A 23,744-nucleotide genomic window follows, 5' to 3' on the forward strand; every position below is an offset into this window, starting at 1 on the left:
GTTACGGAACGACATCGTGACCGAGGCCGCCCTCCTCACCACCGTCCGCGCGCACGGGCTGCGCGTGTCGGCCGCTCGGCGGCACGTGCTCGGCCGGCTGCTCGCCGCCGAGCAGCCGCTGACGGCCGAGGAGCTCGCGGGCGGCGGGGACGTCGCGTCGGTGTACCGCAACCTCCACGCGCTCGAGACGATCGGCGTCGTGCGCCACGTGCACCTCGGCCACGGACCGGGTCGCTACGCGCTCAGCACCCGCGCCGCGGGCTGGGTGACGTGCGAGCTGTGCGGGCGCTCGACGCCGCTCTCCGCGGACGCGCTGAGCCGCATCCGGGCCGCGGTTTTCGACGTCGCTGGGGTCGACGCGCGCTTCGACCACTTCCCCATCGTGGGCCGTTGTGCGAAGTGCATCTAATCTGTCGGCCGTTGAGCGGCCCAGGTGAGCGCGGACTGAAGGACGCGGCCCGGCACCTCGGTGCCGTCCTGCCGCACGGTCGGTCGTTGCCTGAGGTCGAATGGCAGTCGCGCCAGCGCGCGCTGCGGTGGTTGTTGTGGGCGCACGTCGTCGCGATCCCGATCATCACGCTGCTGTTCGACCAGGGTGTCGCCCAGGCGGCTCTGGACCTCTTCACGCCGACGTTCTTCGCCGTCGTCGCGCAGCTCAAGCGCGGCAGCCGGCGCGTGCAGTCGCTGATCGTGACGCTCGGCCTGCTCTCGTGCAGCGCGCTGATCGTCCACATCACCGGCGGGCTCAACCAGGCGTACTTCCACTTCTTCGTGATGGTCGCGGCGCTGTCGCTGTACGAGGACTGGCTGCCGTTCGCGACCGCCGTCCTCTACGTCGGCATCCAGCAGACGATCACGGCCGAGATCGTCGACTACGACGAGGCGAACTCGCCGTGGCGCTGGGCGGCCGTGCACTCGGCGTTCATCGCCGCGCTGTCGCTCGTGTGCCTGGCGACGTGGCGCGCCTCCGCCCGCGACCGCGAGGCGTTCCGGTCGCTGGTGGAGACGCTCGAGGAGGGCGTCGTGATGGTCGACCGCGACGGGCGCATGGTGATGGCCAACCCGAGCGCGTCGCGGCTGCTCGGCATGGACCCCACGGAGGTCCTCAAGGGCTACGGCGACGACGGCGAGTGGTCGTTCATCGACTCCGACGGCCAGCCGCTGCCGCTGCGAGAGACGCCGCTGTTCATCACCGCGACCACCGGCGCGCCGCAGGTCGCCGTGGTCGCCGGGCTGCGCCGGCGGCGGGGGGAGACGCGCTGGCTCGCGGTCTCCACGCGCGCGGTCGAGAGCGACCGCGAGCCGCCCTACACGATCGTCGTCTCCTTCACCGACGTGACCGAGGAGCGCGAGGCCGCCGAGGCGCTCGAGCGCTCGAACACCGAGCTCTCCCAGTTCGCCTACATCGCCTCGCACGACCTGTCCGAGCCGCTCCGGATGGTCTCCAGCTACCTCGGCCTGCTGCGCCGCCGCTACCACGGCAAGCTCGACAAGGACGCGGACGAGTTCATCGAGTACGCCGTCGACGGCGCCGCCAGGATGCGGCAGCTGATCGAGGGCCTGCTCGAGTACTCCCGGGCGGGGCGTAGCGAGGACCCGGCGGAGCCCGTCGAGCTCGGCTCGGTGACCGGGGACGTGCTGCGCTCGCTCGCGGCGGCGATGGTCGAGCACGCCGGGGAGATCGAGATCGGCGACCTGCCGACGGTGATGGGCGACCGCGGCCAGCTCGAGCAGCTGCTGCAGAACCTGATCGCGAACGCGCTCAAGTTCAACGGGGACGGGCGCGCGCGGGTGTGGGTCCGCGCGGAGGGCGAGGCGCACGGGATGACGCAGATCGCGGTCGCGGACGCCGGCATCGGGATCGCTCCGGAGAAACGCGAGCACGTCTTCGAGATGTTCCAGCGCCTGCACGACCGCGAGGCCTACGAGGGCACGGGCATCGGGCTGGCCGTCTGCCGCAAGATCGTCGAGCGCCACGGCGGCCGGATCTGGGTCGACGAGCGCGAAGGCGGCGGCACCGTGTTTCGGTTCACGCTCCCCTCCGGGTAATACTGGGGTCCTTATGGGAGACGTCGCCATGCCCCGCCTGTCGGACTCGATGGAAGAGGGGACCATCCTCAAGTGGCTCAAGTCCGACGGAGATGACGTCGCCAAGGGCGAAGAGCTCGTCGAGATCGAGACCGACAAGGCCAACATGACCTACGAGGCCGACGAGGCGGGCACGCTGGAGATCGTCGCCCAGGAGGGCGACACGCTCGCCGTCGGCGAGACGATCTGCAAGCTCGGCGAAGGCGGCGGCGGGTCCTCGGACGACGAGGACGAGTCCGAGGCCGAGGCCGAGGCGGACGAGCCCGAGCAGGTCGAGGAGCCCGAAGCCTCCGGGGACGAAGAAGAGGCCGACGAGCAGGGCGACGAGGGCGCGGCCGACGAGGCTTCCGACGAGGAGCCCGAAGCCGAGGACGAGCCCGAAGACGAGGACTCGGACGACGACGAGGCCGAAGCGCCCGAAGCCGAGGAGTCCGCAGCCGACGAGGGTGAGGCGGCCGACGAGGGTTCCGAGCGCGTCAAGGCCTCCCCGATCGCACGCCGGATCGCCTCCGAGCAGGGCATCGACCTGGCCTCGATCGAGGGCAGCGGCCCGGGCGGCCGGATCGTCAAGGCCGACGTCGAGAAGACGCCTGAGCCCGAGCAGGAGCAGCCCGCCGAGGAGGAGGCGCCGAAGAAGCGCCCGTCCGACCAGGGCCGCGGCGACGTCGAGCACGTCGAGCTCAACCGCCTGCAGCGCACCGTCGCGCGGCGGATGGCGGAGTCCAAGGCCACCGCGCCGGACTTCGTGATGACGCTCGAGGTCGACATGGAGGAGGCCGTCTCCCTGCGCCAGCAGCTCAAGGCCGTCGCCGGCGAAGCGCCCGCCCCGAGCTTCAACGACTTCGTGATCAAGGCCGCCGCGCTCGCGCTCAAGGACTTCCCGCGCGCGAACGGCGCCTACCGCGACGGGCAGTTCGAGCAGTACTCCCGCGTGAACGTCGGCGTGGCGGTCGCGGGCCAGGACGCGCTCGTCGTCCCGACCGTGTTCGACGCCGACAAGAAGGGCCTGGGCCAGATCGCCGAGGAGGCGCGCAAGCTCGCCGAGCGCGTGCGCGAGGGCAAGATCACGCCGCCGGAGCTCTCCGCCGGCACGTTCACGATCTCCAACCTCGGCATGTACGGCATCAAGCGCTTCGTCGCCGTGATCAACCCGCCGCAGGCCGCGATCCTGGCCGTCGGCGAGCTCACGCCCCGGCCGGTCGTGCGCGACGGCGAGGTCGTGGTCCGCAGCATCATGGAGCTCACGCTCACCTGCGACCACCGGATCCTCTACGGCGCCGAGGCCGCGGAGTTCCTCAGCCGCATCCGCGAGTACCTCGAGACGCCGCTGCGTCTCGCGCTCTAGCGGGAAAGGGTCGCTCTCGCCCTCGCCGCGGTCAGACGGCGAGGGCACCTGCTCGTCGGGCCAGGGAGGCCGACGACCAGGTTGAGCTGACGGCACTCTCCCCGATTCCGGATCCCCGCAAAATCCGACATTCGTCTAGTCGAACGCGGACCCGAACGCCAGTTAAAGGGGTCAGACCCCTTTAGGTTGCTTTAGGAGCGGTTCGGGAGGCGTTCGGTGTCGCGGACCAGCCCGGCCGGCGACTGGTCCGTGTTGACGAAGAAGCAGATCGGGTGGCGCTCGCCCGAGCGGTAGACGCAGGCGCGGTAGCGCTCGTCCTCGAGCTGGCGGGAGTCCAACGTGCCCAGGCCCGCGGCGAACGCCGGCGCCTCGCGCAGCACGTAGTCGTGCACGGCGAGGAAGACCGCGGTGCGGTCGGCCTCCTGGCCGAGCCGGGCGGACCGGTGCACGATTCCGCCCAGCAGCAGCGCCGCGAAGATCGCCACGAGCAGCGCGGTGCCCGCGTAGTCGCGGGCGATGATGAAGGGCAGATCCTGGCGCCGCCGCCGCAGCGCGAGCCCCAGAAATGGCGCGACGACCGCCACCGCCAGGAGGTTGATGAAGGCGACCAGCAGGATCGCGCCGACCGCGTCGCCGCCCGTCCCCTGGAACGGGAGGCGCGCGACGAGCACCGCGCCGAGCGCCGTGGCCACGGCGAAGGTGGGCCATTGCCAGGCGCCGCGCAAACGCCAGCGCAGCCGCCGCAACCGGATGGACTCGACCATCGTCGTCGTCAACGATAACCCTCCATGCCGTACGCTGGCCGGTGACCGGACAGCAGCGGAGATCCCGCTCATCCGGACCGGCGCGTGCTTCGGCGATCCTGGGGCGGCGCACAGAAATCGCGAAGGAGAGACACGCCAGATGGCCACTGAGACGGCCCGAACCGAAGTTCCCCCCGACGTAACCGAGCACCTCACGACAGACGACCGCACCGGTCTGCTGCGCGCGATGCTGATGATGCGGGGGATCGAAGAACGCGCGATGACGCTCTACCGGCAGGGCAAGGTGCCGGGGAGCTTCTACGACGGGTTCGGCCAAGAGGCCGTCTCCGCGGGCGCGACGTGGGCGATGGCCGCCGAGGACCGCTTGTGCATCCTGCACCGCGACCTCGCCGCGCACATCATCCGCGGCGTCGAGCCCTGGCGGATCTTCGCCCAGTACATGGGCCGCGCCGACGGCATCACCCGCGGCCGCGATGGCAACGTGCACTTCGGCGACCGCACGAAGGGCTGCGTCGGCATGGTCTCGATGCTCCCCGACATGATGCTGATCGCCACCGGCATGGCCATGGCCTTCAAGCTGCGCGGCGAAGCGCGCTGCGCGATCACCTGGTTCGGCGACGGCTCCACGTCCCGCGGCGACTTCCACGAGGCCATGAACTGGGCCGGCGTGCAGAAGCTCCCGGTGATCTTCATCCTCGAGAACAACCAGTACGCGTACTCCACGCCGCTGGACCAGCAGTTCGCGGTGAACCCGATCGAGCGCGCCGCCGCCTACGGGTTCCCGGGCGTCAGCGCCGACGGCAACGACCCCGAGGCGATGTTCGAGGTCGTCCGCGCCGCCCGTGAGCGCGCGATCGCCGGCGAAGGCCCGACGCTCGTCGAGGCCGTGACCATGCGCATGCACGGCCACGCCGCCCACGACGACATGAAGTACGTCCCGACCGCCCAGGTCGAGGAGTGGCGCGCCAAGGACCCGATCGACCGCCAGGTCCGCCGCCTGGAAGCGCTCGGCGTCGACACGCAGGCCGTGCGCGACGGCGTCAAGACCGAGATCGAGGAAGCCGTGGAACGCGCCCTGCAGTCCCCGCAGCCCGATCCCGAGACCGTGCTCGACGGCCTGTTCGCCGACGAGCCGTCCCTGCTCGAAGACGGCAACGCCCCCTGGTCGGGCTTCCGGAGCTAGCCACATGCCGACCATGACCTACCTGCAGGCGATCTCCGACGCCATGCGCGAGGAGATGCGCGCCGACGAGCGCGTGTTCCTCATGGGCGAGGACATCGGGACCTTCGGCGGCGCCTTCAAGGTGACCGACGGGTTCATCGACGAGTTCGGCCCCAAGCGCGTGATGGACACGCCGCTCGCCGAGTCCGCGATCATCGGCTGCGCGATCGGCGCTTCCGTCGAAGGGCTCCGGCCGATCGCGGAGATGCAGTTCTCCGACTTCGTCAGCTGCGGCTTCGACCAGCTCGTCAACGTCGCCGGCAAGACCTACTACCGGATGGGCCTGTCGGTGAACATCACCGTCCGGCTCCCGAGCGGCGGCGGCTTCTCCGGCGGTCCGTACCACTCGCAGAACCCCGAGGCGTGGTTCATGCACGCGCCGGGCCTGAAGATCGTCGCGCCGAGCACCGCCGAGGACGCGAAGGGCCTGCTGATCAGCGCCGTCCGCGACCCCAACCCCGTGCTCTTCATGGAGCACAAGCACCTGTACCGCCGCGTGAAGGGCGACGTGCCCGCGGGGTCCTACGAGACGCCGTTCACCGCGCGGATCGCCCGCGAGGGCACCGACCTGACGGTGATCGCCTACGGCGCGATGGTGCACACGGCGCTCGAGGCGACCGCCGACCTGGACGGCTCCGTCGAGGTGCTCGACCTGCGCTCGCTGGTCCCGCTCGACGAGGAGGCGATCCTCAAGAGCGTCCGCAAGACGAGCAAGGTCGTGATCATCGACGAGGCCAACCAGATGTGCGCCGCGGGCGCCCAGGTGGCCGCGATCATCGCCGAGCGCGCCTTCGAGGACCTGGACGGCCCGGTCGTCCGCGTCGCGACGCCGGACGTGCCGATCCCGTTCTCGCCCACGCTGGAGCAGTCCGTGCTGCCCCAGGTCGACGACGTGAGGGAGGCGTGCCGTGAGCTCCTCGAGTACTGAGACGCATATCGCTGTGACGATGCCCCAGATGGGCGTGTCCGTCGCCGAGGGCACGGTCGTCGAGTGGAAGAAGCAGGTCGGCGACTGGGTCGAGGCCGACGAGATCATCTGCTCGATCTCGACGGACAAGATCGACACCGACGTGGAGTCGCCGGCGACGGGGCGCGTGGCGGAGATCATCGTCGCCGTCGGCGACACGGTCGACGTCGGCGTCGTGATGGCCAAGATCGCCACGGACGCCAAGCCGGGCGAGGCGCACGCCTCCGAGAACGGCGTCGGCACGGGCGAGGCCGCGGCGGCGCTGGAGGCTCCCGGCGAGGCCGGCGAGCTGATCGGCGACGCCACCGACCGCTCCCAGGCCAAGCGCTACTCGCCCGTCGTGATGCGGATGGCCGCGGAGCACAACCTCGATCTGTCGCAGATCCAGGGCTCTGGCCGTGGTGGGCGCATCTCGAAGAAGGACGTGCTCGCGTTCCTCGAGAACGGGGGCGGCGCGGAAGAGCCGCCGATGCACATCGAGTCGCCGTACCGGCCGGACGAGCCCGCGATCAAGCGCAAGCCCAAGCCGCGCCTGCAGCGCGTCGAGGAGGTCCCGGCCCAGGCCGCGGCCGCCCCGGCCCCCGCCGCAGCCGCCGCTCCGGCCGGCGCCCAGCCGCTGAGCCGGATGCGCCAGGCGATCGGCTCGCGCATGGTCGAATCGCTGCAGACCGCGGCGACGTGCACGACCATCGCCGAGGCCGACATGAGCCGGATCGAGGCCGCCCGCGCGGCGTCCAAGCTCAGCTACCTGCCGTTCCAGGCCCGCGCGACGATCGAGACCCTGCTCGAGTTCCCGCAGCTCAACGCGACGCTCGAGGACGGCCAGCACACCGTCTACAACGACGCGGTGCACCTCGGGATCGCGGTCAGCCTCGGCTCCGGCGGCCTGATCGTCCCGATCATCCGCGACGCCCAGGACCTGAGCGTCGAGGGCCTCGCGAAGCGCATCAAGGACATCGCGGTCCGCGCCCGCAACAACCAGCTCAAGCCGGATGAGGTGAGCGGCGGCACGTTCACGATCACCAACCCCGGCGGCTACGGCTCGATCATGGCCACGCCCGTGATCAACCTGCCGCAGGTCGGCATCCTCGACACCGAGGCCGTCGTCAAGCGCCCGGTCGTGATCACGGACGAGCTCGGCAACGACTCGATCGCGATCCGCAGCATGACCTACCTGTGCATGTCCTGGGACCACCGCGCCCTCGACGGGGCCTACGCCGCACAATTCTTGAGCGCGTTGCGAAAGAAACTGGAAGCGTGGCCGATTAGCTAGGCCAGAGAGACGGTTCTGACGGACACCCGCCTCGGGCACATCCCCGAGGCGGGACAGACCGTCTCAAGATCAGCCCCACGGGGCCGATCGTCAGGGGTATGACCCGGTGGGCCACCTACCTCACGCTCGGCCTGCTCGCCGCCGTGGTCTACGTCGCCCCGGGCCCGCTGCACGCCAACGAGACGCTGATCGGCGTCGTCGGGCTCTCCGCGCTGGTCGCGACGCTCTACGCCATCGTCCGCGGCAAGCCGACCGCGCCGCTCGCGTGGTGGCTGCTCGCCGGCGCGCTGGTGCTCGTCTTCATCGGCGATCTCATCCCGGACGGACCGGGCGCCGGGCTCGCGGACGCGTTCTTCATCGCGATGTACCCGGTGATGATGGCCGGGCTCGCCGTGCTCGTCCGCCACCGCGGGAGGGGCGCGGGTCCCGGCGGGATGATCGACGGGTTGATCCTCACGATCGGGCTCGCGCTGCCGTCGTGGGTGGCGCTGATCGCCCCGTACCTGCACGAAGCGGACGTGGCGCTGGTCGACCAGGTCGCCAGCATCGCCTATCCCATCGGGGACATCCTGCTGCTCGGCGCCGCGATCCAGCTCGTGCTCGACGGAGGCCGCCGCAGCCCCGCGCTCCGGCTGCTCGTGGCCAGCATGGCCGCGCTGCTCGCGGCCGACTTCGCCGCCGGCGTGCTGACGAACGCCGACACCTTCGGCCAGCAGGTGTGGCTCGATGGCACCTGGATGGTCTCCTACGTGCTCTGGGGCACCGCCGTGCTGCATCCGTCGATGGCGCGGCTCGCCGAGCCGGCGCCGGTGCGGAGCGAGATCCTGCTGACCCGGACGCGGCTCTTCCTGCTCACCTGCGCCTCGCTGGTCGCGCCGCTGCTCTCGGCGACCGACGCCATGCGCGACGGCGACTGGGACTACTTCGTCGTCCAGCTCTTCTCGATCGCGCTGTTCGCGCTCGTGATCGCCCGCATGGTCGGGCTCGCGCGCCGGCAGCGCGCGCTCGGGGAGGAGCTGCACCGTCGCCACGCCGAGGAGCGCTTCGGCGCGCTCGTGCGCCACGCGACCGACCTGCTGCTCGTCGTCAAACCGGGCGGGGGCGTCAGCTACGCCAGCCCGTCCGTTGAGCGCATCCTCGGCACCGAGCTGGCCGCGACCTTCCTGCTCCCCGAGGACCGCGTGACCGTCCGCGCCGCGCTCGCCGCCGCCGCCCGCGGGGAGGACGTCACCCCGTTCGAGTGCACGTTGCGCGACCTCCACGGACAGCAGCGCATCTTCGAGGTGCAGCTGACCAACCTCGTCGACGAGGAGCACGTCGGCGGCATCCTCGTCAACGGCCGCGACGTGACCGAGCGCAAGGCCTTCGAGGCCCAGCTGACGCACCAGGCCTTCCACGATCCCGTCACCGGCCTCGCGAACCGCGAGCTGTTCGCCGACCGCCTGCGCCAGGCGATCGTCCAGGCGCACCGCACGGACGGCTCACTCGCCGTGCTGTTCCTGGACCTCGACGACTTCAAGCTCGTCAACGACTCGCTCGGGCACGCGACCGGCGACGAGATCCTGGTCGAGGTCGGGCGCCGCCTCGACGGCGGCATGCGCGGCGTGGACACCGCCGCCCGCTTCGGCGGCGACGAGTTCGCGGTGCTGCTCGAGAACGTCGACAGCTACGCCGCGGCCGAGGCCGCGCGCCGGATCCTGAACCTGCTGGCGACGCCGATCCGCACCGGCGGACGCGAGCTGACGCTGCGGGCGAGCGTCGGCGTGTCGGTCGCCCTCGGCGGTGATCCGCGCGACGCGGAGGACCTGCTGCGCGACGCCGACGCCGCGATGTACCACGCCAAGCGTGACGGCCACGGCGGCTTCCGGCTGTTCGAGCCGGCGATGCACGCCGACGTCCTCGCCCGTCTGGAGCTGCGCACGGACCTGCAGCGCGCGATCGACGAGGGCGAGCTGGAGCTGCACTACCAGCCGGTCGTGCGGCTCGTGGACCGCACGACCACCGGCTTCGAGGCGCTGATGCGCTGGCGTCACCCCGAACGCGGCCTCGTCTCCCCCGCCGACTTCATCCCGATCGCCGAGGAGACCGGGCTGATCATCCCCATGGGCCGGTGGGCGCTGCACGAGGCGACGACCCACCTGCGCGCGCTCGGCAGCCTGTACCGGATGAACGTGAACCTGTCGGCCAAGCAGTTGCAGGATCCCGGCCTCGTCCATGACGTGCGGGAGGCGATCGTGGGCATCGACCCGGGACGGTTGACGCTCGAGCTGACGGAGTCGATCGTGATGGAGGACACCGACCACGCCGTGGCGCAGCTCACCGCGCTCAAGGCCCTCGGCGTCCGGCTCGCGCTCGACGACTTCGGCACGGGCTACTCGTCGCTCGGCTACCTCAGCCGCCTGCCGGTGGACGTCCTCAAGCTCGACCGCACGTTCCTCGCGTGCGACGAGCCGAACCTGATCGCGGCCGTCATCAGCCTCGGCCAGGCGCTCGCGCTCGACGTGGTCGCGGAAGGCATCGAGGAAGAGGCCCAATGGCGCACGCTGCGCGACCTCGGCTGCCACTACGGCCAGGGCTTCCTGTTCTCCAAGCCGCTCACCGCCGAGGATTCGCTGGCCGCGATCGCCTAGTGCTCTGAGTCGAAGGTTCGCCGCGTCCTGCGGCCCGCATCGTCGTGGCTGGCGTTCGCCGGCGACTCGGCTCGTACCGGGCGTACTTGCGGGGTCGCCGGCGGGCGTCAGGCGCGGCGAGGCGCCCGCAGGGCGCTGCGGTTCTTCGGCTTAGGGCACAGTGTCTATGCTCGAAGCATGGCCTCCGAGCTGCTGGTATGCCACCTGGGCCGCGTCGAATACCGCGAGGCGACGGCGCTGCAGGAGCGCCTGCGCGAGCAGGTCCGGGCGGGTGAGCTACCGGAGCTGATGCTCCTGCTGGAGCATCCCCCGGTCTACACGGTCACCCGCCGCACGGAGGCCTCCGACCTGCCGTTCCCGGACAGCTTCTACGCCGAGCGCGGGATCGACGTCGTGCGCACGCCGCGCGGCGGCCAGCTGACCTACCACGGGCCCGGGCAGCTCGTCGGCTACCCGATCATGCGTGTCTCGAGCGTCCCGGAGTACATCCTCACGATGCAGAAGGCGCTGGTCGCCGCGCTACGCGACGCGGGCGTCGAGGCGGGCACCAAGCTCGGCCACAAGCACGTCGGCGTGTGGGTGGGCGACAAGAAGATCGCGTCCGTCGGCGTGCACATCTCCCAGGGCGTCTCCTCGCACGGGTTCGCCGTCAACGTGGGCAACGACCTCGATCCGTTCAACTGGGTGGTGGCCTGCGGGCTGCCCGAGGTGACGATGACGTCGGTCGCCGCGGAGGGCGTGAGCGAGTCGCTCGCCTGCTTCCGCAAGCGCGCCGCCTGGCGCTTCGCCGAGGCGTTCGGCCGCCGGCAGCGGATCGTGAGCGCCGCGCGGCTCGGCATCGAGCAGCCGGTGCCCGCGTAGATGGACGTCGGCGCCGCGATCTTCCTCACCGGGGACGTCCAGCACCCGGCGCAGCTCGCCCAGCGCCTCGAGGCCGCGGGCTACGAGTCGCTGATGCTCACCGAGCACACGCACATCCCCGTCGCGGCGGGGATGGTCGCGCGGGACGGCGGGCCGCTGGCGGACTACTACCGGCGCACGCACGATCCGTTCGTGGCGCTCGCGTTCGCCGCCGCGGCGACCGAGAAGCTCGTGATCGGCACGAGCGTCTGCCTCGTGATCCAGCACGACCCGATCGTGCTCGCCAAGCAGCTCACGTCGCTGCAGAACCTGTCCGGCGGCCGGCTCGTGTTCGGCGTCGGGGCGGGCTGGAACAAGCTCGAGATGGCCAACCACGGCACGGACCCGGCCACGCGCCACGGGCTCATGCGCGAGCGCGTCGAGGCCATGCGCGCCATCTGGACCGACGACGAAGCCGAGTATCACGGCAAGCACGTGGACTTCGACCCGATCTGGCAGTGGCCGAAGCCCGAAGTCGTGCCGCCCGTGTACGTCGGCGGCAACGGCCCGCGCGTCGAGGACCGCGTGCTGCGCTACGGCGACGGCTGGATGCCGAACATGAAGGACCTCGGGGAGCTCAAGGAGCGCGTCGCGGCCCTGCGCGAACGCGCCGGGAAGCGCGTCCCCGTGACCTACTACGGCGCGACGCCCGAAACCCTGGAAGCGGTGTCCGACGCCGGCGTGGACCGCGCGCTGATCGTCCTCGAGACCACCGCAGAGCCCCCGATACCATCGATTACGTGAGCGAAGAGACCCCAGTCCTGCGCGTCCACCAGACCCGGTCACGGGCGAACCCCGGTGGCATGGACGTCCGGAAGATCATCGGCGAGGACGTCCTCCCGTTCCGCTCACGTAAGCCGGCCTGGTTCAAGGTCCCGCGTCCCGGCAGCGCGACCTACCGCGAGCTGTCGAAGACGATTGCCGACGAGGGCCTGCACACGGTCTGCAAGGAAGCTGCCTGCCCGAACATCGGCGACTGCTGGGACCGCGGCACGGCCACCTTCATGATCCTCGGCGACACGTGCACGCGCCGCTGCGGGTTCTGCAACGTCAAGACCGGCAAGCCGACGTGGAACGACCCGCTGGAGCCGCTCCGCGTGGCCCGCTCCGTCGCCCGCATGAACCTGCGCCACGCCGTTATCACGTCCGTGGACCGCGACGACCTGCCCGACTACGGCGCGTCCGTCTGGTGCGGCGTCATCCGCTCCGTGCGCATGCAGGCGCCGGACACGAAGATCGAGTGCCTCACGCCGGACTTCCGCGGCGAGGAGATGCCGCTCGCGCGCGTCATCGCCGAGCGCCCCGACGTCTTCAACCACAACCTCGAGGTCGCGCCGCGCCTGTACCCGGTCGCGCGCCGCGGCTCGACGTGGAAGCGCTCCCTGCGCGTGCTCGCCAACGCCCAGGAGATGGGCGAGGGCGAGGTCGCGACCAAGTCCGGCCTGATGGTCGGCTTCGGCGAGACGCACGAGGAGCTCGTGGACGCGTTCGGCGAGATGCGCGAGGCCGGCGTCCAGATCCTCACGGTCGGCCAGTACCTGCGCCCGACCGAGCGCCACCTGCCGGTCGTCCGGTACTGGGCGCCCGAGGAGTTCGAGGCGCTCGAGAAGGCCGCCTACGCGCTCGGCTTCGAGCACGTCGCGGCCGGCCCGCTCGTCCGCTCGAGCTACCACGCGGACGAGCACGTCAAGCAGGACCGCCCCGGTGTCGGGCCGGTCGCTGCCGTCGCTTAACGCGTAATCGTCACCTTGTTCAGGCCCCGCGGCGCGTCGGGGTCCAGGTCCTTGCGCAGCGCGAGCTCGAGCGCGAGCTGCTGCCCGCGCACGGAGGCCGCGATCGGCGCGAGCGCCTCGGGCAGACCGCCGACCGCAGGCATCAGCTGGAGGTCGGCGCCGCGCTCCGTCAACGCGCTCACGGCCTCGTCCACGTCAGCGGCGGCGGGCCCTTCGGCGCGCAGCGCGAGCACGGCCGCGCCCGGGTCCACGGCCGCGATCGGGCCGTGCAGGAAGTCGGCGACCGAGAAGCCCTGGGCGGAGACCAGGGCGGTCTCGCGGACCTTCAGCGCGGTCTCCAGCGCGGCGGAGAACATCCACCCGCGCGCGGTGACGACGAGCTGGTCGATCCCGGCCCAGCGGTCGGCGAGCGCGCCCATCCCGTCCGGGTCGGCGAGCACGCCGGCGACGGCGTCCGGCACGAGCGCGAGGTCCCCGTCCGTCCACGGCACGGTGCCGAGGCTCGCGGCGAGCACCGCGAACGCCGCCATCTGCGCCGTGTAGGTCTTGGTGGCCGGCACGGCCTTCTCCTCGCCCGCGCCGAGCCCGATCACCGCCTCGGCGGCCTCGGCGAGCGGTGAGTCCTCGTTGTTGGTGATCGCGATCGCCCTCCCGCCGGTGGCGCGCAGGCGCTCGACGACGTCGACGATCTCCGGCGTCCGGCCCGACTGGGACACGCCGACCACGAGCCAGCCGCTCGCGTCGGTCTGCGCGCCGTAGCGCGTGAACAGGCTCGGCGCGGCGAGCGCGACGGGGCGCCCCGTCGCGAGCTCCAGCAGGTAGCGGCCGTAGACCGCGGCGTGGTCGGACGAGCCGCGCGCGACGATGATCACACCCGCCGGCCGCTCGACCTCGACCGAGATCCGGCGTGAGAGCAACCGCGCCAGAACCTCCGGCTGCTCTGCCATCTCCCGGCGCATCTCTGACCCTGGCATCGCCGTCGACCCTAGCGGCTACCGTACGCCGCCGGATGCTCCCGCTGCGCGACAACATCCCGACGTCCAAGACGCCGTACGTCACGTACATCTTCATCGCGGCGAACGTCCTCGTGTACTTCTTCTGGCAGAAGGGCGGGTTCTCGCTCAGCGGGCCCGACAGCGTCCACTACCAGTGCCAGCTGCTCGAGTGGGCGGCCACCCCGGACGAGCTGACCGGCGACAAGCAGGCGCTGCCCGCGCAGTGCGGCGCCGACGACGCGCCGACCTGGCTGACGCCGTTCACCGCGATGTTCATGCACGGTGGATTGCTCCACCTGGGCGGGAACATGCTGTTCCTGTGGATCTTCGGCAACAACGTCGAAGACGCCATGGGCCGCGCGAAGTTCGTGGCCTTCTACGTGCTCGGAGGGCTCGCGGCGTTCGCGCTGCACGTCGTGACCGACCTGCACTCGACCACGCCGACGCTCGGCGCCTCCGGGGCGATCGCGGCGGTCCTGGGTGGCTACGCGGTGCTGTTCCCTCGCGCGCGCGTCGTGACGGTGATCTTCATCGTCTTCTTCTTCACCATCCTCGAGCTGCCGGCGCTGCTCGTGCTCGGCGGCTGGTTCCTGCTGCAGATCCTGTCCGCGTCGATGGACTCGACCGGCGGCGTGGCGTACTTCGCGCACATCGGCGGCTTCGCGTTCGGGCTCCTGGCCATCCGTCTATTCGCGAGTAAAAAGCGCACCAAACGCCAGTCGGACCGGTTGTATACGCGCTGATGCTCCGCCGGCGCCTCATGACGCTGATCGCGGTCGTGCTGTTCGCGGCCGCGGGCTACCTCTTCTTCATCCGCGACGGCGGCTCGCCGCCGCAGGCCCGCACGCCCGCGGGCGCGGGCGCGCTGGAGGACTCCTCGACGAAGCCGCTGGCCAGCGGCGGCACCGCGCCCTCGCCGCTCGCCGTGCGCCTCGACGGCGCCCCGGACCCGATCCTGATCGACTTCAAGAAGCCGCCCAAGTCGGCGCTCGTCTTCGACCTGGACACGGGCCAGGTGCTCTGGCGCCGGGACCCGACGAAGGTCCTGCCGATCGCCTCGCTGACGAAGATGATGACCGCGCTCGTGGTCGTCGAGCGCGTGCCCGAGGGATCGAAGGTCAAGGTCACCAACGAGGCGCTGCGCTACACCGGCTCGGGCGTCGGCGTGCTCCCGCGCGGGAAGTGGATCGGCGTCAACACGATGCTGCACGGGCTGATGCTGCCGTCGGGCAACGACGCCGCGATCGCCCTCGCCCAGCGCGCCGCGAAGGGCAGCGAGAAGCGCTTCGTGCGCTACATGAACGAGAAGGCGAAGCAGCTCGGGCTGCAGTGCACCCGCTTCTCCTCGCCCAGCGGCATCAAGGACAAGGGCAACCACTCGTGCGCGGCCGACCTCGCCGCGATCGCCCGCGCCGTGATGCTCGAGCCGCGCCTCACGAAGATCGTCAAGCGCAAGCAGGCCGTGCTTCCGTTCCCGATCAAGGGCGGCCGGCTGTGGCTCTACAACCACAACCCGCTCCTGCGCGCGAACTACCCCGGCACCACCGGCCTGAAGACGGGCTACACGGACGCCGCCGGCCGCTGCCTGGTCGCCACGGCGCGACGCGGCGCGGTCAAGCTCGGCGTCGTGCTGCTGGACTCTCCCGACCCCGGCAAGCAGGCCATGCAGCTGCTCGACCGGGGCTTCAAGGCCTCAGGCTCGACGTGACCGGGTAAGGGCGGGCAATGGCCCCGTCTCCAGCGGTTATCCGACAGCGCCGCATCGCGGCGGTGATCGCGCTGGCCGTGCTCGCGGCCTTGATCGTGTTCGCCGTGACGCAGCTGACGGGCTCCGACGCCGCTGAACGTCAGCCCGCGAGCGGGGCCGAGGCCGAGCAGGGCGAGCCGACGCCGACGCCCGAGCCGCTCGCCGAGCTGCCGCGCGGCGGGCGCACGATCCTCCCGGACTTCCGCGTGGTGGCCTTCTACGGCGCCCCGCAGGACGACGAGCTCGGCATCCTCGGCATCGGCTCGCCCGCCTCCGCGGCCAAAAAGCTCGAGCAGCAGGCCAAGGGCTACGGGCGCAAGTCGCGGCCCGTGCTGCCCGCGATGGAGCTGATCGCCGTCACCGCGGCCGCCCACCCGGGCGAGGGCGGCCGCTACAACCTGCGCCAGGACGACAAGGTCATCCGCCGCTACCTGAAGGCCGCGCGCAAGGCCAAGGCGCTGCTGATCCTCGACGTCCAGCCCGGCCGCAGCGACTTCTTCACGGAGACCAAGCGCCTGCGCAAGTGGCTCAAGGAGCCCGACGTCAGCCTCGCGCTGGACCCGGAGTGGCGGATGCGGGAGAACGAGGTCCCGGGCCAGGTGATCGGCAGCGTGAGCGCGCGCGAGATCAACGCGACCACGAGCTGGCTGAACGACCTGACGAAGCGCTACAAGCTCCCGCAGAAGCTGGTGCTCATCCACCAGTTCACGGACGACATGGTCCCGGAGAAGGAGCTCAAGGAGCGCAGCGAGCTGTCGATCGTGCTCAACGTCGACGGCTTCGGCACGCAGTCGCTGAAGGTCGCCAAGTACAAGGAGTTCACCAAGCAGGCGACCGGCCTCCGGCACGGCTTCAAGCTCTTCTACAAGGAAGACACGAACACGATGAAGCCGGCGCAGGTCATGCGCCTGCAACCGCGGCCGGACGTGGTCGTGTACGAATAGCCCGTGCGTGGCCGACGTGACGCGGAACGGGAGCTTCGGGACCTGAAGGCCGAGGTCGGCGGCCTGCGCGAGCGCACGTCGCGACTGGACGAGGCCGAGGAGCAGGCGCGGATCGCGCTCGAGCTCTACGACGGGATCGCCCGCTCGCTGCACGAGATCGCGCGCGACGCGGCCAACGCCGAGCAGCCGGCGATCCGCGCGACGGCCGACGACGCGCTCGGAGAGCTGGACCGCCTGCGCGGGCTGCTGCGCGGCGACCCCGACGACCAGACCGAGCGTAGCCTGATGGCGGTGGCGGCGCTGGTCGAGCGCGCCCGCGACGGCGGGATGCCGGTCACGCTGCACGTGGAGGGCGCGCCGCGGCGGATCCCCGCGAGCCTGGACCAGGCGGCGTTCCGGATCGTCCAGGAGGCGCTGCGCAACGTGCACAAGCACGCGCGGGACGAGCCCGCGAGCGTGCGCATCGTCTGGCGCGAGGACGCGCTCGGCGTGCAGGTCCGCAACTCTGGCCGCGGCCTCGAGAACAACGGCGACGGGCGCGGGATGGCGATCATGCGCGAGCGCGTGAAGCTCCACAGCGGCGTGCTCGAGGCGGGCGCGCGCGCCAACGGCGGGTACGAGGTCTCGGCCCACTGGCCGTTGTAGTGCGTTTCGCCACAAATCGGCTCGGGTATTCCGGCTGACACTTGAAGTCAAGCTCCGTTAGGGGGGAGCGACTCCATATGAGCAGTCTTTCCGAGCCCGGCTGGGAGGCCCTGGCTCGCGATCCACAGTTCCTTGAGCTGGTCTCGAGCCGACGGCGCTTCGTCGCCATCGGCACCGCGTTCTACAGCGCGTACCTCGTGGCCTTCCTGGCCCTGCTGGGCTTCGCCAAGGACTTCATGAGCAAGGAGATCGCCGGGATCTCGCTCGCGCTCTGGGGTGGCTTCAGCATCTGCCTGCTGACGGTCGTGATGGCGTGGCTGTACGCGCGCCGCGCCGGTGAGTGGGAGCGGATGGCGCAGATCGTCGTCGAAGGAGCCGGGCGCCGATGAGGACGCTTGCCGCCACCGGCGACTTCAACGGCCTGGCCGTCGCGGTCTTCGCCTGCGTCCTCGCCCTCACCCTGCTGATCACGCGCTGGGCCGCCAAGCGCACCCACAGCGCGACCGAGTTCTACGCCGCCGGGCGCGGCATCTCCGGCCGGGCCAACGGCGTCGCGACCGCCGGCGACTACCTGTCCGCCTCCACGTTCCTGGGCTACGCGGGCCTGATGTACCTGTACGGCTTCGACGGCTGGATCATCGGCCTCGGCGCGTGCCTGAGCTTCCTGCCGGTGCTCTACCTGCTCGCGGAGCGCATGCGCAACGCCGGCAAGTTCACGGTCGCCGACGTGCTCGCGTTCCGCCTGAAGGCCCGCCCGGTGCGGGTCGCGACCGCGATCAACACGCTGCTGATCTCCGGCATCTACCTGGTCGCGCAGCTCGTCGGCGCGGGCGCCGTGATCGAGGCGCTGGCGGGGATCAGCTTCCCGGTCGCGGTGCTGATCTGCGGCGTCTTCATGGTCGTCTACGTCGTCTTCGGCGGCATGCTCGCGACCACGTGGGTGCAGATCATCAAGGCCGTGATGCTGATGATCGCGGGCGCCGCCGTCTCCGTGGCCGTGCTGGCGAAGTTCAACTTCAACCCGAGCGCGCTGCTGGACTCCGCCGCGGCCAACCACCCGGACGGGGACGCCATCAAGGGCCCGGGCACCTACCTGACGTCGCCGATCCTGGTCATCTCGACCGGCATCACGATCTTCATCGGCACCGCGGGCCTGCCGCACATCCTCACGCGGTTCTTCACGGTGCCGGACTCCAACGCCGCCCGCAAGTCCGTGCTCTACACGATCGGGATCATCGCCACGTTCACCGCGATGGTGACGATCATCGGCTTCGGCGCGCGCGCGATCCTGGGCCAGGGCGCCTCGGAGGCCGTCGGCAAGGGCGGCAACAACGCGGCACCGCTGCTCGCGGGCGAGCTCGGCGGCGGCGTCGGCACCGTCGGCGGCGACATCGCGCTCGCGCTCTTCAGCGCCGCGGCGTTCGCCACCATCCTCGCGGTCGTCGCGGGGCTCGTGATCGCGTCGGCGGGCGCGATCGCCCACGACCTGTGGAAGAACGTCCTCGGCCGCGGCACCGAGGGGGACGAGCGCAAGGTCGCGCGGATCGCGTCGATCGGCGTCGGCGTGTTCGCGATCCTCGGCACGCTCATGGTCGGCTCCGGCTTCAACGTGACCGTGCTCGTGAGCATGGCGTTCGTGTTCGCCGCGAGCGCGAACTTCCCGCCGCTCATCCTCGCGCTGCTGTGGCGGCGCTTCAACACGACCGGTGCGCTGACCGGCATCGCCTTCGGGATCGTCGCGTCCGTGGTGATGATCGTGCTCAGCCCGCCGGTGTGGCCCGGCCCCGACTCGCAGGGTTCCCCTTCACCCTTGACGTTCCCGGGGCTGGTCACGATTCCGATCGGGTTCCTCGGCTGCTGGCTGGGCACCATGCTCAGCCGCCGAGAGGAGACGACGGACGCCACCTACGACGAGCTGCTCGTGCGTTCGGAGACCGGCATCGGCTCCGAGGGAGGACCGGAGCTCCGCCGGTCAGGCCGTTTCGAGCGCAGCTCCGAGCCCTCGACGGTGGACGTCTCGTAGGTCCGCCTCTGCGCGTACGGCGGAGCCCCCGCCGTACGCGCCGCCGAGGAAGCGTCATTGCGATCAGCTAGGCTGACCGGCCAAATATGCCCACGGCTACCGAGAACAAGTGGCCGAAGCAGCTGCCGACGTTCACTGCTGAGCAGGAGGCCGTCCGCGAGGATTTCATGCAGCACTGGCATGAAGTGCTCCCAGCCCGCTTCGGCGTCGTCGAACGTTTCAACCACGGCTGGCCCGCCAAGACCGCGCGTCCGAACGAGCGCACGCTCGAATACGGGTCCGGCCTCGGTGAGCACCTGAGCCAAGAGCCGGACTTCGCTCGCGAGGGGTACGTCGCGAGCGAGCTGCGGCAGGAGATGGCAGACCGCATCAAGGAACGTCACCCGGACGTCGAGGTCGTCGCCGCCGACTGCCAGGAGCGGTTCCCATACGAGGATCACTCGTTCGACCGCGTGCTCGCCATCCACGTCCTCGAGCACCTGCCGAACCTGCCGGCCGCCATCAAGGAAGCCCACCGCCTGCTCAAGCCGACGGGCCGGTTCGTCGCGGTCATCCCGTGTGAGGGTGGCCTGGCGTACTCGCTGGGTCGTCGACTCAGCGCCCAGCGGGTCTTCGAACGTCGCTACAAGATGCCGTACGACTGGTTCATCAAGAGCGAGCACATCAACCTCCCGGACGAGATCCGCTCCGAGTGCGCGGTGTACTTCCGTGAGGCGCGGGCGAGCTATTTCCCGCTGCGCGTCCCGGTGACGACGGTCAACTTGGCCATCGGGCTCGAGTTCGTTCCGCGCTAGCGGTCACCGCCGCCTACGGGAGAGGCGCTTCATGAGGCCGCGCTGCGGCACGCCGCCGACGCGGTCGACGAGCTCCTGCAGCGCTTTGAGCGCCTCGGGCGAGTCGGCCTCCAGGTGCCACTCGGCGTCGCTCCCGGGGCTCCAGCGCACGGTCGCGTACTCGTGCGGGCCGTAGAAGCGGTGGATCTCCAGGCCGGCGGTCTTGGTCACCGGGCCGGGCTTGAGCTGCTCGCCCAGCCACGTCAGCGCGCGCTCCTTCGGCACCGGCCCGCGCGCGCTCAGGTGCTGCCCGCGTAGCCGCTGGGCGGCCGCGAGGTCGAAGGCGAAGCTCGAGAACGCGAGCGACACGAGGCCCTCTTCGTCGTGGTAGACGGGCGGATCCTCGCCCTCGTCCAGCGCGACGTGGAACTCCGGGGCGACCCGCAGCCGGCCGTCGACGACCTCGAGCTCGTCCAGCTGCCCGAGCGCGAACCACTCGACCACGGCGGCCGGGTAGGTCACCGCGCTCGCGGTGATCATGCGCTCTCCGGTGGGGGCGGCGCCGAGCATGTCGAGCGCCGCCGCGTGGAACTCAGCCTCCGGCGGCACGTCGCGCAGCCAGCAGGGCGCCGCCGTGGGCGCCACCCAGGTCCCCGAGCTCGGCGAGCATGATCGCGGGCGGGTCCTCGTCGACGAACAGGTGCGGGATCATCGCCTCGCGGATCCGCTCCACCCACTCCTCGCCGAGCCGGATGCCCAGCCCGCCGCCGATCACGACCGCCTCCGGGTCGAGCAGGTTGACGGCGGACGCGACGCCGGCGCCGAGCGCCTCGACGGCGTCCTCGAGCAGCTCGAGCGCCATCTGGTCGTCCCGCGCGAGCGCCCGCTCCCAGATGCCGGAGGACAGGCGGTCGCGGCCGCGCTCCTCCATGATCTCGAACAGGACGGTCTTCTCCTTCTGCTCCACGCGCCGGCGCGCGCGGGCCTCCATCGCGCCGCGGCCGGCGTACGCCTCCATGCAGCCGCGGCGGCCGCAGCCGCACTTGGCGCCGTTGATGCGCACGACCATGTGGCCGATCTCGCCCGCGGTCTTGCGGCCGACCCACTGGTGGCCGTCGAGGATGAGCCCGCCGCCGACGCCCGTGCCCCAGAAGACGCCGAGGAGCGTCTGATACTCCCGCGCCGCGCCGATCTGGAACTCCGCGTCCGTGGCGAGGTCCACGTCGTTGCCGAGGCTGACCGGCGTGCCGTCCAGCTCCTTCTCCAGGTGCTTGCGCAGGTTGAAGGAGCCGTGCCACTCGCTCAGGTTCATCGCGCCCGAGACGGTGCCCTTCTCGTCGTCGACGCTGCCCGGCGAGCCGACGCCCACGCCGGCGAGGTCGGACACGGACAGCCCGGCTTCCTCGAGCGACCCGACCAGCACTTCGGCCATCTTGGTGGCGATCGCTTTCGGGCCGCCCTTCAGCGGCGTCTGATCGCGCGTGGCGCCGAGGACCGTATTGTCGGCGCCCTCGTCCACGACCGCGGCCTGGATCTTGGTCCCGCCGAGATCGATTCCCCCATAGATGGCCATGACCCGGCAGCTTAATCAGGCAGACGACACTCCACGGCCGATGGACGTCTGGAGCCATGCCCGCTGGCGCATCGAGCTGCCTCCGGGGCACAAGTTCCCGATCTCCAAGTACGGGCTGCTCGTGGAGCGCGTTTCCGGGCTCGTGAGCGTCCTCGAAAGCGAGCCCGTGCCGTGGGAATGGCTCGCCCTGGTGCACGAGGAGGCGCTGCTGGAGCGCATCCGGCTTGGTCAGATGTCTATCCGCGAGCAGCGGGGCCTCGGGCTGCCCTGGAGCGAGCTCCTGGTCGAGCGCGGGCGCCGCTCCGTGGGCGGGACGGTGGCGGCCTCCCGGCGCGCGCTGTCGCTCGGGATCGGGATGAACCTCGGCGGCGGCACCCACCACGCGGGCCGCGACTTCGCCCGCGGCTACTGCCTGTTCAACGATGTCGCGGTGACGCTCGCCCGGCTGCGCGTGGAAGGGCTGGCCCAGCGCGCGCTGGTCGTCGACTGCGACGTCCACCAGGGCGACGGCACCGCCCAGATCCTCGGCCCCGATCCTGACGCGTTCACGCTCTCCCTGCACGGCGCGCGCAACTACCCGTTCCAGCGGATCCCGTCCGACCTGGACCTCGACCTCCCCTCGGGCACGGGCGACGACGAGTACCTGGCCGAGCTCGACCGCGCCCTGGACGAGGCGCTCGACGCCGGTCCGTTCGACGTCGCGTTCTTCCTCGCGGGCGCCGACCCGTGGGAGGGTGACCGCCTCGGCCGGCTGTCCCTGACCAAGCCCGGCCTGCGCCTGCGGGACGAGCTCGTGTTGGCCCGATTGCGCGGGATCCCGACCGTCGTCGTCCTCGCGGGCGGCTACGCGCCGGACCCCCGCGACACCGTCGACATCAACGTCGCGACGCTCGAATCCGTGCTCGCCGCCGCGCGCGCCCTAAGCTAGTCGTCCTCCCGGGGGCGTAGTGGTAACGGGAGCACGTGGCCTTTGCAAGGCTAAGGTAGGGGTTCGATTCCCCTCGCCTCCACTCAGTCCCACCACTTGGGGCCGCGCTCACCGAGCGCGACCTTGGCGGCGTGGACACGGTCGCGAGCCGCGCGCTCGGCCTGCTCGTCGCCCTTGCGCCTGGCGTGACCGACGGCGCTGCGGGCACTCATCAGCTCGCTGACGAGCTCCTTCCGGCGAGCTTCGGGCAGGGACGGGTCCGAGCGGCGCCAGCGGCGGCCGTCGATGACGATCCAGCGCTCGTCGTCTTGCGAAGCCATGCGCTCGGGCTACCCTGGGCCGTGCTGCTGCCACGCCTCGGGCGTGGACACCTCATCTGAACCGTCGCCGGGCGCCCGCTCGGCTGATTCCTCGTTCTTGTGTGAAAGGCAGCTCCGCGATGGACGTTCTCGCGAACCCGCACGGCGTACCGGCCGTGCTGATGTCGGGCCCCGAAGTACCCATGGAAGCCAAGGCGATCCGGCAGGCGCTGGCGCTGTGCGCGCTCGGGCCGGTCGAGCGGCTCGTGCTCACCCCTGACCTGCACGTCGGGCCGCAGGTGCCGGTCGGCGTCGCGTTCGACACGCGCGGGGCGCTGGTGCCCGGCGCGATCGGCAACGACGTGGGCTGCGGGATGCGGCTCGCGGTCTTCGACGACGCGTTCGAGCTGGACGCGGCCGCGCTCGGCGCCCGGCTGCGCGCGGTGTTCTTCCAGGGCGCACGCGACCTGCGGCTGCGCGCCGAGGACCGGCTGGCCGTGCTCGAGCACGGGCTGGCCGCGCTGCTCGAGGCGCCGCACGTGGTCGACGGGGACGGTGGCTGGGCGCCCGTGGCCGAAGGGCTGGCGGGCCACGTGGAGCGCGTGCACCGCGGCGGCGGGATCGACGCGGGCGGCGTCGACGACGCGCTCGCCGCCTGGGCACGCCGGACCGGCGAGCGCGACAGCCAGCTCGGCTCCCTCGGCGGCGGCAACCACTTCTGCGAGCTCCAGCGCGTGGCTGAGGTCAGCGACGGCCCGACGGCGTGGGACTGGGGCCTGCGGACGGGCGCGCTGGCGGTGATGGTCCACGCGGGCTCGCTGGGGTTCGGCCACGTCGCTGCGGCGCGCGGACGGGCCGGCGCGGCGGCGGCCGACGCGGCCGCGGGCCACGCGGT

At 71.2% G+C, this 23,744-nt stretch carries 24 protein-coding genes and 1 tRNA gene; 20 read left to right on the forward strand and 5 right to left on the reverse strand.

Going from position 1 to position 23,744, the window contains the following annotated elements:
* Window positions 1-16 precede the first annotated feature (16 nt).
* From OJ997_RS16235 to OJ997_RS16245, 3 genes are all read left to right on the forward strand, one after another.
* Window positions 17-409, forward strand: coding sequence for a Fur family transcriptional regulator (locus tag OJ997_RS16235; protein WP_270026213.1), 393 nt, complete (start codon window positions 17-19; stop codon window positions 407-409).
* Window positions 410-495: 86 nt separating this feature from the next.
* Window positions 496-2,049, forward strand: a complete 1,554-nt coding sequence (locus OJ997_RS16240; protein ID WP_270026214.1) for a sensor histidine kinase — start codon at window positions 496-498, stop codon at window positions 2,047-2,049.
* A 28-nt stretch (window positions 2,050-2,077) separates the two neighbouring features.
* Window positions 2,078-3,433, forward strand: a complete 1,356-nt coding sequence (locus tag OJ997_RS16245; protein WP_270026215.1) for a dihydrolipoamide acetyltransferase family protein — start codon at window positions 2,078-2,080, stop codon at window positions 3,431-3,433.
* Window positions 3,434-3,624: 191 nt separating this feature from the next.
* Here OJ997_RS16245 and OJ997_RS16250 read toward each other — a convergent pair whose 3' ends face one another.
* Window positions 3,625-4,197: a hypothetical protein gene (locus tag OJ997_RS16250; protein WP_270026216.1), complete on the reverse strand. Its 573-nt coding sequence runs from the start codon at window positions 4,195-4,197 to the stop codon at window positions 3,625-3,627.
* A gap of 226 nt (window positions 4,198-4,423) precedes the next feature.
* On the opposite strand from OJ997_RS16250, the gene OJ997_RS16255 reads away from it, so the two are divergent.
* The 7 genes from OJ997_RS16255 to lipA all read left to right on the forward strand — a co-directional run bounded on the left by OJ997_RS16255 (window position 4,424) and on the right by lipA (window position 12,922).
* Window positions 4,424-5,380, forward strand: a complete 957-nt coding sequence (locus tag OJ997_RS16255; RefSeq protein WP_270026218.1) for a thiamine pyrophosphate-dependent dehydrogenase E1 component subunit alpha — start codon at window positions 4,424-4,426, stop codon at window positions 5,378-5,380.
* Between the two features lie 4 nt (window positions 5,381-5,384).
* A complete protein-coding gene (locus OJ997_RS16260) occupies window positions 5,385-6,347 on the forward strand; it encodes an alpha-ketoacid dehydrogenase subunit beta (RefSeq protein ID WP_270026219.1) in 963 nt (320 codons plus the stop codon).
* A 19-nt stretch (window positions 6,348-6,366) separates the two neighbouring features.
* Window positions 6,367-7,659: a dihydrolipoamide acetyltransferase family protein gene (locus tag OJ997_RS16265; RefSeq protein ID WP_270026220.1), complete on the forward strand. Its 1,293-nt coding sequence runs from the start codon at window positions 6,367-6,369 to the stop codon at window positions 7,657-7,659.
* Window positions 7,660-7,757: 98 nt separating this feature from the next.
* On the forward strand, window positions 7,758-10,289 hold the full coding sequence (locus tag OJ997_RS16270; protein WP_270026221.1) for a putative bifunctional diguanylate cyclase/phosphodiesterase: 2,532 nt from the start codon (window positions 7,758-7,760) through the stop codon (window positions 10,287-10,289).
* 177 nt (window positions 10,290-10,466) lie between these two features.
* Window positions 10,467-11,150 (forward strand): lipoyl(octanoyl) transferase LipB, encoded by a 684-nt coding sequence (gene lipB / locus OJ997_RS16275; protein ID WP_270026222.1) that lies wholly within the window; start codon window positions 10,467-10,469, stop codon window positions 11,148-11,150.
* Entirely contained in the window at window positions 11,151-11,933 is a 783-nt protein-coding gene (locus tag OJ997_RS16280) for an LLM class F420-dependent oxidoreductase (protein ID WP_270026223.1), read from the forward strand.
* On the forward strand, window positions 11,930-12,922 hold the full coding sequence (gene lipA / locus OJ997_RS16285) for a lipoyl synthase (protein WP_270026224.1): 993 nt from the start codon (window positions 11,930-11,932) through the stop codon (window positions 12,920-12,922). The genes OJ997_RS16280 and lipA overlap by 4 nt, the downstream gene beginning before the upstream one ends.
* Here the strand turns inward: lipA and OJ997_RS16290 are convergent.
* Window positions 12,919-13,869, reverse strand: a complete 951-nt coding sequence (locus OJ997_RS16290) for an SIS domain-containing protein (RefSeq protein WP_270026225.1) — start codon at window positions 13,867-13,869, stop codon at window positions 12,919-12,921. The two genes, lipA and OJ997_RS16290, sit on opposite strands and share 4 nt — an antisense overlap.
* 62 nt (window positions 13,870-13,931) lie before the next feature.
* Here OJ997_RS16290 and OJ997_RS16295 point away from each other — a divergent pair, with 62 nt between their 5' ends.
* The 7 genes from OJ997_RS16295 to OJ997_RS16325 all read left to right on the forward strand — a co-directional run bounded on the left by OJ997_RS16295 (window position 13,932) and on the right by OJ997_RS16325 (window position 20,070).
* The gene (locus OJ997_RS16295; RefSeq protein WP_270026226.1) at window positions 13,932-14,660 is read left to right on the forward strand and encodes a rhomboid family intramembrane serine protease; all 729 of its coding nucleotides are present in this window, start codon (window positions 13,932-13,934) and stop codon (window positions 14,658-14,660) included.
* On the forward strand, window positions 14,660-15,625 hold the full coding sequence (locus tag OJ997_RS16300) for a D-alanyl-D-alanine carboxypeptidase family protein (RefSeq protein WP_270026227.1): 966 nt from the start codon (window positions 14,660-14,662) through the stop codon (window positions 15,623-15,625). The genes OJ997_RS16295 and OJ997_RS16300 overlap by 1 nt, the downstream gene beginning before the upstream one ends.
* Before the next feature lie 17 nt (window positions 15,626-15,642).
* The gene (locus OJ997_RS16305; protein ID WP_270026228.1) at window positions 15,643-16,608 is read left to right on the forward strand and encodes a hypothetical protein; all 966 of its coding nucleotides are present in this window, start codon (window positions 15,643-15,645) and stop codon (window positions 16,606-16,608) included.
* Window positions 16,609-16,611: 3 nt separating this feature from the next.
* Window positions 16,612-17,253, forward strand: a complete 642-nt coding sequence (locus tag OJ997_RS16310; RefSeq protein WP_270026229.1) for a sensor histidine kinase — start codon at window positions 16,612-16,614, stop codon at window positions 17,251-17,253.
* 77 nt (window positions 17,254-17,330) lie between these two features.
* A complete protein-coding gene (locus OJ997_RS16315; protein WP_270026230.1) occupies window positions 17,331-17,642 on the forward strand; it encodes a DUF485 domain-containing protein in 312 nt (103 codons plus the stop codon).
* Window positions 17,639-19,276 carry a solute symporter family protein gene (locus tag OJ997_RS16320; RefSeq protein ID WP_270026231.1) on the forward strand — a complete coding sequence of 546 codons (1,638 nt, stop codon included), beginning with the start codon at window positions 17,639-17,641 and terminating at the stop codon, window positions 19,274-19,276. Before OJ997_RS16315 ends, OJ997_RS16320 begins: the two co-directional genes overlap by 4 nt.
* 86 nt (window positions 19,277-19,362) lie before the next feature.
* Window positions 19,363-20,070 carry a class I SAM-dependent methyltransferase gene (locus OJ997_RS16325; RefSeq protein WP_270026232.1) on the forward strand — a complete coding sequence of 236 codons (708 nt, stop codon included), beginning with the start codon at window positions 19,363-19,365 and terminating at the stop codon, window positions 20,068-20,070.
* Between the two features lie 3 nt (window positions 20,071-20,073).
* Here OJ997_RS16325 and OJ997_RS16330 read toward each other — a convergent pair whose 3' ends face one another.
* Both OJ997_RS16330 and OJ997_RS16335 read right to left on the reverse strand, forming a co-directional pair.
* Complete coding sequence (locus OJ997_RS16330; RefSeq protein ID WP_270026233.1) at window positions 20,074-20,658, reverse strand: hypothetical protein; 585 nt, start codon at window positions 20,656-20,658, stop codon at window positions 20,074-20,076.
* Entirely contained in the window at window positions 20,642-21,622 is a 981-nt protein-coding gene (locus tag OJ997_RS16335) for an ROK family protein (protein ID WP_270026234.1), read from the reverse strand. Before OJ997_RS16335 ends, OJ997_RS16330 begins: the two co-directional genes overlap by 17 nt.
* A 40-nt stretch (window positions 21,623-21,662) precedes the next feature.
* Between OJ997_RS16335 and OJ997_RS16340 the strand changes: the two genes are divergently transcribed.
* Entirely contained in the window at window positions 21,663-22,550 is an 888-nt protein-coding gene (locus tag OJ997_RS16340) for a histone deacetylase family protein (RefSeq protein WP_270026235.1), read from the forward strand.
* Window positions 22,551-22,560: 10 nt separating this feature from the next.
* Window positions 22,561-22,632: transfer RNA gene (locus OJ997_RS16345), tRNA-Ala, on the forward strand.
* 1 nt (window position 22,633) lies between these two features.
* Here the strand turns inward: OJ997_RS16345 and OJ997_RS16350 are convergent.
* Window positions 22,634-22,870 carry a hypothetical protein gene (locus OJ997_RS16350; RefSeq protein WP_270026236.1) on the reverse strand — a complete coding sequence of 79 codons (237 nt, stop codon included), beginning with the start codon at window positions 22,868-22,870 and terminating at the stop codon, window positions 22,634-22,636.
* Between the two features lie 119 nt (window positions 22,871-22,989).
* Here OJ997_RS16350 and OJ997_RS16355 point away from each other — a divergent pair.
* A partial coding sequence (locus OJ997_RS16355) for an RtcB family protein (protein ID WP_270026237.1) occupies window positions 22,990-23,744 on the forward strand: 755 nt, incomplete at its 3' end.

Source organism: Solirubrobacter phytolaccae, from assembly GCF_027587195.1.
GTDB classification, from domain to species: domain Bacteria; phylum Actinomycetota; class Thermoleophilia; order Solirubrobacterales; family Solirubrobacteraceae; genus Solirubrobacter; species Solirubrobacter phytolaccae.

Bases quoted from the DNA above. Each gene is read 5' to 3' on its own strand.
- OJ997_RS16245 (WP_270026215.1), top strand. From the start codon at position 2,078: ATGCCCCGCCTGTCGGACTCGATGGAAGAGGGGACCATCCTCAAGTGG.
- OJ997_RS16250 (WP_270026216.1), bottom strand. From the start codon at position 4,197: ATGGTCGAGTCCATCCGGTTGCGGCGGCTGCGCTGGCGTTTGCGCGGC.
- OJ997_RS16255 (WP_270026218.1), top strand. From the start codon at position 4,424: ATGCTGATGATGCGGGGGATCGAAGAACGCGCGATGACGCTCTACCGG.
- OJ997_RS16260 (WP_270026219.1), top strand. From the start codon at position 5,385: ATGCCGACCATGACCTACCTGCAGGCGATCTCCGACGCCATGCGCGAG.
- OJ997_RS16265 (WP_270026220.1), top strand. From the start codon at position 6,367: ATGCCCCAGATGGGCGTGTCCGTCGCCGAGGGCACGGTCGTCGAGTGG.
- OJ997_RS16270 (WP_270026221.1), top strand. From the start codon at position 7,758: ATGACCCGGTGGGCCACCTACCTCACGCTCGGCCTGCTCGCCGCCGTG.
- lipB (WP_270026222.1), top strand. From the start codon at position 10,467: ATGGCCTCCGAGCTGCTGGTATGCCACCTGGGCCGCGTCGAATACCGC.
- OJ997_RS16280 (WP_270026223.1), top strand. From the start codon at position 11,151: ATGGACGTCGGCGCCGCGATCTTCCTCACCGGGGACGTCCAGCACCCG.
- OJ997_RS16290 (WP_270026225.1), bottom strand. From the start codon at position 13,869: ATGGCAGAGCAGCCGGAGGTTCTGGCGCGGTTGCTCTCACGCCGGATC.
- OJ997_RS16295 (WP_270026226.1), top strand. From the start codon at position 13,932: ATGCTCCCGCTGCGCGACAACATCCCGACGTCCAAGACGCCGTACGTC.
- OJ997_RS16300 (WP_270026227.1), top strand. From the start codon at position 14,660: ATGCTCCGCCGGCGCCTCATGACGCTGATCGCGGTCGTGCTGTTCGCG.
- OJ997_RS16305 (WP_270026228.1), top strand. From the start codon at position 15,643: ATGGCCCCGTCTCCAGCGGTTATCCGACAGCGCCGCATCGCGGCGGTG.
- OJ997_RS16315 (WP_270026230.1), top strand. From the start codon at position 17,331: ATGAGCAGTCTTTCCGAGCCCGGCTGGGAGGCCCTGGCTCGCGATCCA.
- OJ997_RS16320 (WP_270026231.1), top strand. From the start codon at position 17,639: ATGAGGACGCTTGCCGCCACCGGCGACTTCAACGGCCTGGCCGTCGCG.
- OJ997_RS16325 (WP_270026232.1), top strand. From the start codon at position 19,363: ATGCCCACGGCTACCGAGAACAAGTGGCCGAAGCAGCTGCCGACGTTC.
- OJ997_RS16335 (WP_270026234.1), bottom strand. From the start codon at position 21,622: ATGGCCATCTATGGGGGAATCGATCTCGGCGGGACCAAGATCCAGGCC.
- OJ997_RS16340 (WP_270026235.1), top strand. From the start codon at position 21,663: ATGGACGTCTGGAGCCATGCCCGCTGGCGCATCGAGCTGCCTCCGGGG.
- OJ997_RS16350 (WP_270026236.1), bottom strand. From the start codon at position 22,870: ATGGCTTCGCAAGACGACGAGCGCTGGATCGTCATCGACGGCCGCCGC.